Raw genomic sequence first — 12,385 nt, forward strand, 5'->3', positions numbered from 1 at the left:
GGGTTCCCCTCAGCCCGCGGAGCGGTGGACGGCCTTGACGGAGGTGGTGGGCGTGACCCTGATCAGCCTGGTCTCCCCCGGGCGCAGGGTCGCGCCGTAGGAGTTCGCGATCACGCCCTTGTGGGATCCGGACCACAGGTCGGTGACGTCGCCGGAGCCGGTGAAGCCGACCTGTGACCAGTTCACGCTCACCGTCGCGCTGCCGGAGGTGCCGGTGTTGAACAGCGCGACCACGTAGTCGCCGCCGCTCTCGCGTTTGCTCCAGACCTGCTTGACGCCGCTGTCCACGATCCGTTTCGCGGCCGCGCCGTCCTGGTCGACGCCGATCAGCCGGTCGTTGGTGAGCATCGCCCTGTCGACGGGGTCGAGGTGGGTGAGGTCGGTGCCGAGCAGCAGCGGCGAGGCGGCCATCGCCCACAGGGTGAAGTGGGAGCGCCGCTGGTCGGCGGTGAGGCCCGCCTGGTCGCCGTTGCCGACCTCCAGCGAGTCCAGGTCGTTCCAGCCACCGGGGCCCGCGTACGGCTGCCAGGAGGCGGCCGAGTCGAACCGCTTGGAGACATGCGACCAGTCGGTGAGCGGATAGCCGCTGCCGCTCGGGCCCGGCCCGCAGTAGCACTCGACGTCGCCCTGGGTACGCCAACTGTTGGCGAGCTTGCGCCAGTTGTCGGCATCGGCGATCGGCAGGTTGTTGGAGAGCGCGAAGTTGATGGGCCGTCCGCTCGCCCGCAGCGCCTTGTCCCAGGCCCGTACGTCGGCGATGTCCTGGCTGCCCACCCCGTCGATCTTCAGGTAGTCGACCCCCCATGAGGCGAACTGCCTCGCCCACGAGTCCACGAACTCCTGCGCGCCCGGCTTGGAGTAGTCGAGGTGGTACATGTTCTTGCAGTTGTAGTTCTTCTCGGTCTTCGAGGTGTCCGCGATGTCCTTCGCATGGTACGAAGTCCCCTCGACCGGCGTGTTCTTGGTGACGGCGTTCTTGGCGATGCCCGGTGTCACATAGAAGCCGAACTTCAGGCCCTTGGAGTGGATGTGGTCGGCGAGGGCCTTGATGCCGCCGGGGAACTTGGCCGGGTCGGCGGCCCAGCGGCCGTAGCGGTCGACGACGAAGCCGTTGGAGTCGCACTTCTGCCAGAAGTCGTCGAGGTTGACGTACACGAAGCCGTGGTCCTTGAGTCCGCTCGAAGCCAGCGCGTCGGCCTGGGCCTCGATCGCCGCCTCGGTCGGGTTGCGGCGCACGAAGCTCCAGCTGCTCCAGCCCATGGCGGGGCGCAGCGACTGGCCGTTGTCCGACATGGGCTCGAAGGCCGCCGCCGGTGTGGCGTACGACGTGCCGATCCACGCCTCGTCGATCCGCAGCCGCTTGTAGCGGGTGGTGTCGGTGGAGGCGGCCCAGGTGGTGTCCACCTCCAGACGGACGTAGCGGGAGTGCGCCGCGGTGAGGTCGATGCCCTGTATTCCACGGCGACTTGGGAGCTGCCCGGTCTTGACCGCACTCCCCCAGGTCGAGCCGTCGTTGCTCAGATAGACCTTGTAGTCCTTGATCCGCGCCGACTGCTCGGTGGCCGAGCGGGCGTAGGCGACGGAGTCCTCCCGCTGGTTGAGCCCGATGTACTGCACCTTCTTGGCCGAGCCGAGGTCGAAGGTGAGGTTCACGGGCAGCGTCTTGCCGTTGTCCCAGTAGGTGAGGTGGTCGCCGTCACCGGCCGCGGCACCCGTGTGTCCGCTCGCGGACGCGCTCGCGCTCACCCTGACGCCGGTGAGGATGCCCTGGCGGCCGGCGGTGACGACCTTGAAGACGGTGTCGTACGGGTCCCAGTCGCCGAGCCCGGTCAGGGTCAGCACACCGCCCGACTGCGACCACGAAACCGCCTTGCCCGTACGGAGGTTAATGACGGAGGCGATGCGGTAACCGTTGTCGCGGATGCGTAGCGTGCCGGTGCTCGGCGGTGTCAGGACGTGGATGTACTGCCGGTTCGGGTCGTCCTTGGCGACGGTCGTCACGCCGTGGGCGCCGTCGTTCCAGAAGCCCGGCTTGAGGCCGCCGTACATGTAGCCGCCGCCCTCGGTGCCGTGCAGGGATTCCCGGATCGGGTCGAGGTAGGAGGCGGCGAAGGTGTTGAAGGCCGCCTGCTGGGACGGGAATCTGCCGTCGACCTGAGCCGTCTCGGCCATCAGGGCCTTCACCGAGGAGCCCGCGTTGGTGACGAGGCGGCCGAGGGTGAGTTTCCTGTCGACGGACGGGTCCGAGCCGTCGTACCACCAGGCACCGGTGGAGGGCAGCTTGAAGTCGGCCTCGGTCAGCCGGGGTTGGGCGGTGTAGACGGCCTGCGGGTAGTCGTAGGCCGGTGTCATCCCGGTCTTCTGCTCGTTGCTGATCATGTCCATGATCGGCGTGTCTTCGTTGTTGTTGCTGAGGGTGTAGTTCGGGCGCTTCTCGTAGATCTGCCGGTAGAGGTCGTGGCTCTCCCAGTACGCGTTGTCGTTGTCGATCCAGAAGCCGCCGAGGTCCGGATAGCGGTCCATGACCTCGAAGAAGTTGTCGTAGCTGAACTGCCCGAAGCCGTCGCGGGTGGTCAGGTCGACGTTCCTGCCCTTGTAGGCGGAGTACGCGGCCGAGTCGAGCCACTCGTGGCCGCCCTCGTCGTGCCACTGGGGGTCGTCGGTCATGTAGAGGACGACCTTCATGCCCTTGGCCTTCGCGGCGTCGATCAGCTCGCCGAGGAAGTCCCGCTTGGTGGAGCAGGAGCCGGGGATCTTCGACGGCCAGGGGCGGGCGTAGCCGAGCCGGCTGTGGAAGGTGGCGAGGACCAGGTACTGGGTGTGCAGCTTCCGGGCCTCGTTCACCCAGTAGTCCGGGGTCCAGCCGCCGTCCGTGGCGTCCTTCTCCCAGGCGGTGCAGCTGGTGTGGGCGGGAGCGGTGCGCAGGCCCCAGTGCAGGAACAGGCCGCCGACGGAGGCACGGAGGAAGTCCTGGCGCGGGTTCTCCAGGTCGAGCGGCCCTACGGCACCGGTGCAGTCCTCGGTGGACCCGCTGCTCGACACCCGCAGCGTCACGCCGGTCAGGCAGTACCCGTCGACGTCCTGGAAGCCCATGTCGTACGGCGAGTTCGAGCCGCGCTGGGCGGTGAAGCCGGTGAAGCGGATGCCGCTCGCCGCGTTGGCGATGACCGCCGGGCGGCCGTCGTTCGCCGCGAACTTCACCGAGCTGTCGGTGAATTGGACGTCGTCGGCATTGTGCAGGTACCAGCCGTAGGCCGGCCTGGTGCCGATGGCCTTCGGGTTGTAGTCCTTCGGGTCGTTGCCCGGCACACCCGTGGACATGGTGCCGTTGCCGCCGGGGACCGTGATGTTGACGTTGTTGAAGGTCACACCGTTGATGCGGTGACCGCTCTCGCCCCACAGGGTCGGGCTGAAGGACGGGCTGCTGCCGGTGGCCGTGATGTTGTCGTACGTGATGTCGCTGATCGATCCGACGCCGGGACTGTTGCCGCACCGCTTGCGGGTGCCGATCTTCTGCATGATCGGCGAGTGGACGTTGGTCATCGTGATGTCGCGGTAGTGGACGTCGGAGATCTTCGCGCCGTCCATGGAGACCATGCCGAGGCCGGATTTGTCGGCGCCCTCGATGCGGATGTTCTCGAACCGGTAGTCCGAGAAGTCGCCGCAGGTCTCCGAGCCGAACATCAGGGCGTTGCAGCAACGGGCGGACAGATAGGAGTCGTTGACCCTGACGTGGCCGTTGGCGAGCTTGGCGCCGAGGGCGTAGTCGCTCTTGAAGACGAGTGCGTCGTCGTTGGCCTTGATGTTCGCGTTGGTCACCGTGACGTTCGTGGTGGAGATGATGTTCCAGCCGTCGCGGTCGCTCGCGGTGTCGATGGTGAGACGGTCCGAGGTGACGTTCGTGCAGCCGTTGACCAGCGCGGCGAAGTGGCCGCCGCGGCGCAACGTGAGGCCGTCGCCGATACGCAGCCCGTCGCAGCGTGTCAGCGAGATGATCTTGTCGGCCTCCCCGGACTTGGGGTTGCCGGTGATCAGGTCGCCCATGCCGTCGATGACGCCCTGGCCGGTGAAGCCGATGTCGGTCAGCCGGTCACCGTAGATCATCGCGTCGTGGAAGTGGCTGTGCCCGTAGTCCTGGTAGGCGTCGTACGGATTGGGCTCGGCCTTGTCGTAGGTGTCCGCGCTCGAGCCCTGGAGCGTGGCGCCTTTGTCGAGCTGGAGCGTCACATGGCTCTTCATGTGGATGGTGTTGCCGGACTTGTAGGCGCCGGCCGGGAAGCGGACGATGCCGCCGCCGTCGGACGAACTCGCCGCGGTGATCGCCTTGTTGACGGCGGAGGTGTCGTTGGCGGAGCCGTCCCCCTTGGCGCCGTAGGCGCGGACGTCGAAGACGGCGGCGGTGTGCCGGGGGCTGGTGGGTGCGCCGGTGCGCGGGGCCGCGAGCGCGGCGGGGTGGGTCAGTCCGAGGACGACGGCGAGGACGAAGAACACGATCGCCGCCGTCCCCGTCCGCTGTGCGGTGGGGGGTCTCATGGGCCGGTCTCTCAGACGAGTTGGTAGCCGCGGAGGTTGGTCAGCAGGAGGTAGGTGTCCTGCAGGGACCCGGAGGTGTCGCCGAGGGAGCGGTAGATGCCCCACTTCGGGCGCACACGGTCGGCCAGGAAGGTGTCGACGCCGGTCTTCGACGCGTCGATCACGGTCGAGCCGCCGGACTTGAGGATCCAGCGGATGGAACCCGCCGAGCCGTTGCCGACCTTGATCTGGAAGTCGACGTCGGTCCACCTGTCGTGCAGCGGGTCCAGGTCGGTACGGCCGACGAGGATGCCGTCGACGGGGAGTTGCAGCTCGATGGTCTGCTTCCCGTTCACCCGGCGCAGCGACTGCACCACGATCGGGGACGAGCCCGCGCCGGGCTGCTTCATCTGCATGATGTGGGTGAAGGTGGTGGTCGCCTTCAGCGAGCTCGGGATGTACATCGAGTACGTGAGCCGCCAGGTCTGGCCCTGCGTCCACTTCAGGTAGTTGCTGCCGCCGCCGTTGCGCAGGCCGGTGACCTCCTGGCGCTGGCGGTCGGTCGACGTGTCGCGGTCAACCATGTGCATGGTGAAGCGCCAGTTGTCGCCCGTCGCGAAGATGTGCGGATGTCCGGCGGGATGCGAGTCGGCGCGGTCGTCCTCGATGGTCTCGAAGGCGCCGAGGCGGTCACTGCTCGCGGACGGGGCCCACTTCTGCTGCCAGGAGGCGGCATGGGCCGTGGTGGCCGGCAGACCGACCGCTGCTCCCGCGGCGCCCGCGAGCGTGGCGCCCAGCAGCGCCCTTCTGGATGTGTTCATGACACTAATCACCTCGCAGCTGTTCGTTCATGATCAGGAAGGCGCCCAGGCCGTGGAAGTCGTTGGTGGCCCGGGTGCGGGCGGCGTAGTACGCGTAGTCGCCGACGTTGGTGCCGATCGAGATGTCGGCGAGCTCGGTCCGGCCGTCGGAACCGACCGACAGCTTCGCCAGGACGCCCTGGTGGCCGCGGCGGGCCACGGCCTCGTAGTGCGGGTCGAGATAGCCCTGCTGGACGCCGCGCGAGAGGGCGTAGGTGAACATGCTGGAGCAGGACGTCTCGGTCCAGTCGTCGCTCCGGGAGCCCTTGTCCATCACCTGGAACCAGCGCCCGGTCGCCGGGTCCTGGTACTTCTCCAGACCGGCCGCCAACTTCCGGAAGGTGGACAGGAGTTGGGGACGACGGGGCTGGTTCGCCGGGATGGCGTCCAGGACGTTGACCATCGCCATGGAGTACCAGCCGACCGCACGGCACCAGTGCTCGGGCGCGAGCCCGGTCCGCGGGTCGGCCCAGCTCACGCTCTTCGACTCGTCGTAGGCGTGCTTGAGCAGCCCGTTCGCGACCTGGAGGTGACTGCCGTAGACGTAGAGCTGCTTCGCCGCCTCGTCGTCGGTGTACGTGCTGTCGCCGAACTCCTTGCCGTACTCGACGAGGAACGGGTTGACCATGTAGACGCCGTCCGCCCAGAGCTGGTGCGCGCGGCTGGAGTTGTCCGCGTGCCAGAAACCGCCGTCGCTCGTGCGCGGGTAGGTGCTCAGGCGGTCGCGGATCTTCTGCGCGGCCTTGCGATAGCGGTCCTGGCCCGTCTCGTGGTGCAGGATCACCAGCAGGCGGCCGGCCTGCATGCTGTCGAGGCTGTTGAAGGACTGGTCGATGGTGCCGTCGCTCTTCACGAAGCGGTCGACGTACTTCTTGATGTAGGCGAGGTAGCGGGCGTCGTGGGTGCGCTCGTACGTGAGGTACTGGCCGTAGAGGTAGAGGCCGACGGGGTAGGACCAGCCGCCGATCGTGCTCGGCGTGTAGCGGGCCATGGTGGAGTCGACGACGGCCACGGACCAGTCGCGGGCGGCCGCCGGACGGTGCCCGGCCGCAGGGGCGGTCGCGTGGGCGGGGGCGGTCGGTGGGGGTGCGGCGGCCGGCAGTGCGGCCAGGGTGGCGGTGACGGCGGCGAGAGCCGTCAGCGCCGTCCGCAGACGTCCCGGTCTCATGTTCCTCCCTCTCGGTAGGCGTACACGGGCTCGTCACGCGGCCCCTGCACGAGATCGCGTACGAGGTGGTGGTCGGGGGCGTGGCGGCAGGCCGGGTCGGTACGGGCGGCGTCGCCGGTGAGCGCGTACGCCTGGCAGCGGCAGCCGCCGTGGTCGGTGGTGTGCAGGGCGCAGCTCCGGCAGGGTTCCGGCATCCACGCCGTGCCGCGGTAGGCGGTGAACGCCGTCGACTCCCGCCAGATCCGGTCGAGTTCGTGCTCGCGCACGTTCGGCGCATCGAGGTCAGGAAGGGCGGCGGCGGCCGGGCACGGCAGGACGGTGCCGTCCGGGGCGACGGTGAGCGAGACCCTGCCCCAGCCGCCCATGCAGGGTTTGGCCATCTGGTCCAGCCAGTCCGGCGAGACCCACACCAACTCCACGGCACCGTCGAGAAGTTGGCGCCAGCGGAGCACCGACGCGCGGGCCCGCTCGACCTGTTCCCGGGTGGGCAGCAGGGCCGCGCGGTTGCGCAGGGCCCAGCCGTGGAACTGCGTGTGCGCCAGCTCGATACGGTCGGCGCCCCATCGCAGCCCGAGGGTGATCAGCTCCTCCAGGGCGTCGAGATTGGCGCGGTGCAGCACGATGTTGAGGCCGAAGGGCAGGCCCGAGTCGCGGACGAGGCGGGCGGCACGCTCCTTGGCCGCGAAGGAGCGGGCGCCCGCGATGCGCTCGGAGGCCCCGGGATCGGCGTGCTGCACCGACAGCTGGACACTGCGCAGTCCGGCCGCGGCCAGTTGCGCGGTCCGCCGCTCGCTCAGGCCGACGCCGCTGGTGACGAGCTGGGTGTAGAGGCCGGCGCCGTCGGCGGCCGCCACGATGCGGTGCAGGTCGCGCCGGAGCAGCGGTTCGCCGCCGGACAGATGCGTCTGGACGACACCGAGGCCGGCGGCCTGCCGGAAGACGTCGGACCACTCCTCCGCGTCCAACTCCTCTGACCGACCGACCAGTTCGACGGGGTTGGAGCAGTACCCGCACCGCAGCGGACAGCCGTGGGTGAGCTCGGCGAGCAGGGCCCAGGGGGCCTGCGCGGTCGTCATGCGAGCCAGCCCTCCTTTCGCAGTGCGGCGAGGAACTCCGGGACGTCGGCGTCGACGGGCGCGCCCGGGTGGCGGCCGCCGAGTTCGGTGACGATGTCCGCCACGGCGTGCGCGCCGTCGCAGAGGCGGACCACCGCGCCGCCGGCGCCGTGCAGGACGACCACCCGCTCGGGGAGCAGCAGCAGGTCGGTGCCGCGCACGCGGTCGTGGCGCAGGACGACGCCGCGGGCGAGGGCGGGACGCCAGCTCACGGGGAGCCCCCGTCCGCCCTGCCCACCGCGTCCACCGCGTCCAGCAGTGACCACAGCACGTCGCACTTGAACTCCAGGGCGGCGACGGCGCGTTGGTGCTCCTCGGGAGCCCTGGCCAGGTCGAGGACCAGGGCGAGGGCCTCGGCGCCGTCGCGGCCGCCCTGGTCGACGCGGGTGCGGAAGTAGGCGAGGCCGTCCGCGTCGATCCAGCGGTAGTGGCGCTCGAAGGCGGCGATGCGGGTGCGCATCAGGCCGGGCGCGGACAGCTCCGTCAGCGAGGCGGCGATCGCGTCCAGGGCCGGACGCAGCCGGCAGAAGTTGACGTAGCCGTCGACCGCGAGACGCACGCCGGGCAGCACCCGGGAGCCGTCCCACAGTTCGTCGCGGCGCAGCCCCGCCGCCTCGCCGAGCCGCAGCCAGCGCTCGATCCCGCCCTCCCGCTCGGCCGTGCCGTCGTGGTCCTGGATGCGGCGCAGCCAGGATCTGCGCAACTCGGGCCGGTCGAGCTTGGCGAGGATGAGGGCGTCCTTGACCGGGATGTGGCGCTGGTAGTGGAAGCGGTTGGCGATCCACAGCCGCAGCTCGGCCGGGGTCAGCTCGCCGCGGTGCATGCGCCGGTTGAAGGGATGGCGGTCGTGGTAGCGCTCCGCGGCGACGGTGTGCAGCCGCTCGGCGAGACGGGCTCTGGCCCGGGCGGCGGCTCCGTCGCCGCGCAGGGGTGTCACGGTCACGGACGGGCTCCCCGTGCGGCCGGTCAGCGGTCGCCGAGGGCGTAGGCGGTCACTTCGAGTGCGGTCTCCACGACCGTGTGGCCCGGGGTTTGCCAGACCTTTTCATCGGATGTCTCGTTCGGTGACTCGACGGGCTCTTCCGTCCACAGGGCGCGCTGAAGCGTCTCGTTCATGGGGGTGTACCTGCTTTCCTGAGAGGTGGGGGATCTCAGAGGCCCAGACAGGCGCGAGATGTTCATATGCATGCACCGAGTTCATGAACTCGTTCGGTGGCGCGATCCAGAGTTGCGGCACAACGGGCCGCGGTCAATGGTCCGGACCGAAGACGTCGGATGCATTTCCGGCCAATCTCGGGTACCCGCCACTGACTCACGGGTCAGTTCCGGTGGATTCTCCGGTCAGGAATGCATCACGGCCCGTGATCGTTGACGATAGGGAGTGACACCTGACGACAACCGTAAGGATCAAGAGCTCGTGAGCAGCAAGGTCCCCCCGATCATCCTCAACAACGGCGTCGAGATGCCCCAGCTGGGCTTCGGCGTCTGGCAGGTGCCGGACGACGAGGCGGAGCAGGCTGTCGCCACCGCGTTGGAGGCCGGGTACCGCAGCATCGACACAGCGGCGATCTACGGCAACGAGGAGGGCACCGGCCGGGCGATCGCGGCCTCCGGCGTCCCCCGCAAGGACATCTTCGTCACCACCAAGCTCTGGAACGGCGACCAGGGGTACGACTCCACCCTGCGCGCCTTCGACACGTCGCTGCAGAAGCTCGGCCTCGAGTACGTCGACCTGTACCTGATCCACTGGCCCGCCCCGGCCCGCGACCGGTACGTCGACACCTACAAGGCGTTCGAGAAGCTGCACGCCGACGGCCGTATCCGCGCGATCGGCGTCTCCAACTTCGAGCCGGAGCACCTGCGCCGGCTGATCGACGAGACCTCGGTCGTCCCGGCGGTCGACCAGATCGAGCTGCACCCGCACCTGCAGCAGCACGCCGCCCGGGAGTTCCACGCCGAGCAGGGCATCGCGACCGAGGCCTGGTCGCCGCTCGGCTCGGGCAAGGGCCTGCTGGAGGTCCCGGCGATCGTCGCCATCGCCCAGAAGCACGGGCGCACCCCGGCCCAGGTGGTGCTGCGCTGGCACCTCCAGCTCGGCAACATCGTGATCCCCAAGTCCGTGACGCCGTCGCGGATCAGGGAGAACATCGAGGTCTTCGACTTCAGCCTGGACACCGAGGACCTGGCGGCCATCAGCGCGCTGAACGAGGAGCGGCGCCTGGGCCCCGACCCGACCACGTTCAACGCCGGCTGACACCGGCCCGGACGAACCTCCGCCCCGCCCCGCGGTCTCCGCGCGGCGGGGCGGACGCGCTGCGGGCGCCGGCCTCCCGTGTCAGTCGGCCCGTACGTCCGTGAAGACGGTCTCGAACTCCTCCAGCCCGGTCACGGCCACATGAGCCTTGGCCGCGCCCTCGTGCCGGACCGCCGCGTGGGCCCCGCGGGACCCGGCGAGGGAGGCGTGGTCGGCGAACAGGGCACCGACCATGCCGCGCCCGCGCTCCCGGTCGACGAGCAGGGACGCCCGGGCCAGCCCCGCCAGCGCCTCCAGCCCGGGGACCACCGAGGCACGGAACGTCTCGGTGAGCAGATCGGTGTCCATGGGGTCGAACTCCAGCCTGGTCAGCCGCAGTCCGCCGCGCGCCTCGGGCTGGCGGATCTGGTGGAAGACCACCGCCTCGTAGTTCTCCACGAGCGTCGTCGCGGCGAACGGCTCCAGCATCGATACGCGCCGCTCCCGCATGACCTCGTCGCTGTTGCGCCGGGCGTCCTCCGTCGTCCACCAGCTGACCGCGAGCAGCTTGCCGAGCGTCCGGTCCACGAAGATGCCCGAGCCCCGGTAGCCGGGACGGTCCTCCAGCAGGTCCCGCCCCTGCGCGTTCAGTGCCCTGACGGCCGAGTCGATCTTCGAGGGGTCGCCGGTCGAGTACACGGTCCGAACAAACATGACGCCTCGCCTCCCAGAGTCGGGCGGTATCCGGATTGTGCGACATGGCCAGTCTTCTCCTGCGGACAGGGCGCTGCAATTGCGCATCTCCGCGAAAGCGGCTCCCCGCGCCGCGAGCTGCCGGTTCACTCTTGTGACCCCAACGGCCGCCGCACACGGCGGTGTTCATGGACTTGACGCGAGCATGCTCCTGGGTCCACCTTGTACCGCAACCCGGTCAGGAAACTTTCCTAACAGAAGGGTCCCCCACAGTGCGCATACGAACACTGACCCTCGCCGCGGCCTCCGGTGCCGCCCTGCTCGCCGCCGGCGTGCTCCCCGCCAACGCCTCCGGCACCGCGGGGCCGGCGTCCACCCAGGAGGGCTCGGTCAGCGCGTCCGACCTGCTCGCCAAGGTGACGTCCTGCTCCCAGATCTCCCACGGCAAGTACAAGACCGACGACGAGACGTCGGCCACGATTCCGGTGTGCGGCAAGAACGGCGCCGTGTTCTGGAAGGCCGACATGGACGTCGACTGCGACGGCCAGCGCACCTCGAAGTGCAACGAGGACACCGACCCCTGGTATCAGGACGACACGGCCTTCCACCAGTCCAACGGCAGCCCGCTGAAGGCGGATTCACTGCCGTACGTCGTCGTGCCGAGCTCCAGCAGCATCTGGAACTACTCCGGTGCCGGCATCAAGGGCGGCGGCGTGGTCGCCGTGATCTACAACAACAAGGTCGAGTACGCCGTCGTCGGCGACACCGGCCCCACGAAGATCATCGGTGAGGCCTCCTACGCCACCGCCAACGCACTCGGCATCAATCCCGACCCCGAGAACGGCGGCGCCGACTCCGGGGTGACCTACATCCTGTTCAAGAACTCGCAGGTCTCCCCCATCGAGAGCCACAGCGCGGCCGTCACGCTGGGCGACAAACTGGCCAAGCAGTTCCTGCAGAACAACTAGAGCCGCCCGGGGAGGGCGCAGGGCAGCCCAGCAGATCCTCGTGCGGGGTCAGTTGGGCTGCCCGACCGGCCGTACGACGACGGTGTTGACGTCCACTCCGGCCGGCCGGCGCAGCGCCCAGACGACGGACTCCGCGATCTGGGCGGCGGTCAGCAGATGACCGGGCGGCAGGCTGCCGTCCCAGAACGGGGTCTCCACCCGGCCGGGCGCGATCAGCGTGACACCGATGCCGAACTCCGTCACCTGACGGCGGGTGTTCTCGGCGAGGCCGGTGACCGCCCACTTGGTCGCCCCGTAGATGTTGCCGGGCGTGTTCACGAACCCGGCGACACTGCCCACCAGCACGATCCGGCCCCGGGTCTCCTTGAGCGCGTCGACCGACGCCCTGATGAGCAGCGCCGGGCCGAGGACGTTGGTCAGCACCATCTCGGTCCAGCCCGCCGGGTCGCCGTCCGCCACCGAGTCGTGGGTGGCGAACCCGGCGTTGGCGACGACCGTGTCCAGCCGCCCGTACGCCTTGAGCGTGGCGTCCACCGCCGCCTGCACGTCCGCGTACTCGGCCGCGTTGCCGGCGACCGTCAACAACCCCTCGGGGTTGCCGAGTTCGTCGGCGAAGGCGCGCAGCCGCTCCTCCCGGCGGCCGGTGACGGTCACCCGCCCGCCGGCGTCCAGCAGCTGCCGCGCGACGGCGGCGCCGATGCCGGTGGCACCGCCGGTGATCAGCGTGACAGGTGATTCCGCGTGGTTCGTGGTGTCCGTGCTGTCCGTGCTGGTGGACATGACTGCCCCCTGTGTCTCGTCCGGCGTGCCTCGGTCCGGCAGGTCGCGGTCCGACC

At 69.5% G+C, this 12,385-nt stretch carries 11 protein-coding genes; 2 read left to right on the forward strand and 9 right to left on the reverse strand.

The features are described from left to right. Positions 1 to 9: 9 nt before the first annotated feature. From ACFU97_RS24820 to ACFU97_RS24850, 7 genes are read right to left on the reverse strand one after another with little or no spacing between them, the layout of a single operon-like run. Complete coding sequence (locus ACFU97_RS24820; protein WP_384260274.1) at positions 10 to 4,533, reverse strand: glycosyl hydrolase family 28 protein; 4,524 nt, start codon at positions 4,531 to 4,533, stop codon at positions 10 to 12. A gap of 11 nt (positions 4,534 to 4,544) precedes the next feature. Continuing rightward, on the reverse strand, positions 4,545 to 5,333 hold the full coding sequence (locus tag ACFU97_RS24825; protein WP_384260276.1) for a Tat pathway signal sequence domain protein: 789 nt from the start codon (positions 5,331 to 5,333) through the stop codon (positions 4,545 to 4,547). Positions 5,334 to 5,337: 4 nt separating this feature from the next. Then, positions 5,338 to 6,540, reverse strand: a complete 1,203-nt coding sequence (locus tag ACFU97_RS24830) for a glycoside hydrolase family 105 protein (RefSeq protein WP_384260279.1) — start codon at positions 6,538 to 6,540, stop codon at positions 5,338 to 5,340. Then, complete coding sequence (gene pqqE, locus ACFU97_RS24835; protein ID WP_384260281.1) at positions 6,537 to 7,616, reverse strand: pyrroloquinoline quinone biosynthesis protein PqqE; 1,080 nt, start codon at positions 7,614 to 7,616, stop codon at positions 6,537 to 6,539. Before pqqE ends, ACFU97_RS24830 begins: the two co-directional genes overlap by 4 nt. After that, positions 7,613 to 7,867 carry a pyrroloquinoline quinone biosynthesis peptide chaperone PqqD gene (gene pqqD, locus ACFU97_RS24840; protein WP_384260283.1) on the reverse strand — a complete coding sequence of 85 codons (255 nt, stop codon included), beginning with the start codon at positions 7,865 to 7,867 and terminating at the stop codon, positions 7,613 to 7,615. Before pqqD ends, pqqE begins: the two co-directional genes overlap by 4 nt. Beyond that, positions 7,864 to 8,592, reverse strand: coding sequence for a pyrroloquinoline-quinone synthase PqqC (gene pqqC, locus ACFU97_RS24845; protein WP_384260618.1), 729 nt, complete (start codon positions 8,590 to 8,592; stop codon positions 7,864 to 7,866). Before pqqC ends, pqqD begins: the two co-directional genes overlap by 4 nt. A gap of 29 nt (positions 8,593 to 8,621) precedes the next feature. Next, on the reverse strand, positions 8,622 to 8,771 hold the full coding sequence (locus tag ACFU97_RS24850; protein WP_384260286.1) for a pyrroloquinoline quinone precursor peptide PqqA: 150 nt from the start codon (positions 8,769 to 8,771) through the stop codon (positions 8,622 to 8,624). A 301-nt stretch (positions 8,772 to 9,072) separates the two neighbouring features. Here ACFU97_RS24850 and ACFU97_RS24855 point away from each other — a divergent pair, with 301 nt between their 5' ends. Beyond that, the gene (locus ACFU97_RS24855; RefSeq protein ID WP_384260288.1) at positions 9,073 to 9,909 is read left to right on the forward strand and encodes an aldo/keto reductase; all 837 of its coding nucleotides are present in this window, start codon (positions 9,073 to 9,075) and stop codon (positions 9,907 to 9,909) included. 81 nt (positions 9,910 to 9,990) lie between these two features. On the opposite strand, the gene ACFU97_RS24860 is transcribed toward ACFU97_RS24855, so the two are convergent. Beyond that, positions 9,991 to 10,602 carry a hypothetical protein gene (locus ACFU97_RS24860; RefSeq protein ID WP_384260290.1) on the reverse strand — a complete coding sequence of 204 codons (612 nt, stop codon included), beginning with the start codon at positions 10,600 to 10,602 and terminating at the stop codon, positions 9,991 to 9,993. 251 nt (positions 10,603 to 10,853) lie between these two features. Here ACFU97_RS24860 and ACFU97_RS24865 point away from each other — a divergent pair, with 251 nt between their 5' ends. After that, positions 10,854 to 11,549 carry a glycoside hydrolase family 75 protein gene (locus tag ACFU97_RS24865; protein ID WP_384260293.1) on the forward strand — a complete coding sequence of 232 codons (696 nt, stop codon included), beginning with the start codon at positions 10,854 to 10,856 and terminating at the stop codon, positions 11,547 to 11,549. Positions 11,550 to 11,597: 48 nt separating this feature from the next. Here ACFU97_RS24865 and ACFU97_RS24870 read toward each other — a convergent pair whose 3' ends face one another. Continuing rightward, on the reverse strand, positions 11,598 to 12,329 hold the full coding sequence (locus ACFU97_RS24870) for an SDR family oxidoreductase (RefSeq protein WP_384260295.1): 732 nt from the start codon (positions 12,327 to 12,329) through the stop codon (positions 11,598 to 11,600). Positions 12,330 to 12,385: the final 56 nt, after the last annotated feature.

The organism is Streptomyces sp. NPDC057616 (genome assembly GCF_042800575.1).
GTDB lineage: Bacteria > Actinomycetota > Actinomycetes > Streptomycetales > Streptomycetaceae > Streptomyces.

Coding starts and splice junctions, on each gene's coding strand:
- pqqE (WP_384260281.1), bottom strand. CDS start 7,616: ATGACGACCGCGCAGGCCCCCTGGGCCCTGCTCGCCGAGCTCACCCAC.
- ACFU97_RS24860 (WP_384260290.1), bottom strand. CDS start 10,602: ATGTTTGTTCGGACCGTGTACTCGACCGGCGACCCCTCGAAGATCGAC.
- ACFU97_RS24870 (WP_384260295.1), bottom strand. CDS start 12,329: ATGTCCACCAGCACGGACAGCACGGACACCACGAACCACGCGGAATCA.
- ACFU97_RS24830 (WP_384260279.1), bottom strand. CDS start 6,540: ATGAGACCGGGACGTCTGCGGACGGCGCTGACGGCTCTCGCCGCCGTC.
- ACFU97_RS24820 (WP_384260274.1), bottom strand. CDS start 4,533: ATGAGACCCCCCACCGCACAGCGGACGGGGACGGCGGCGATCGTGTTC.
- ACFU97_RS24850 (WP_384260286.1), bottom strand. CDS start 8,771: ATGAACGAGACGCTTCAGCGCGCCCTGTGGACGGAAGAGCCCGTCGAG.
- ACFU97_RS24825 (WP_384260276.1), bottom strand. CDS start 5,333: ATGAACACATCCAGAAGGGCGCTGCTGGGCGCCACGCTCGCGGGCGCC.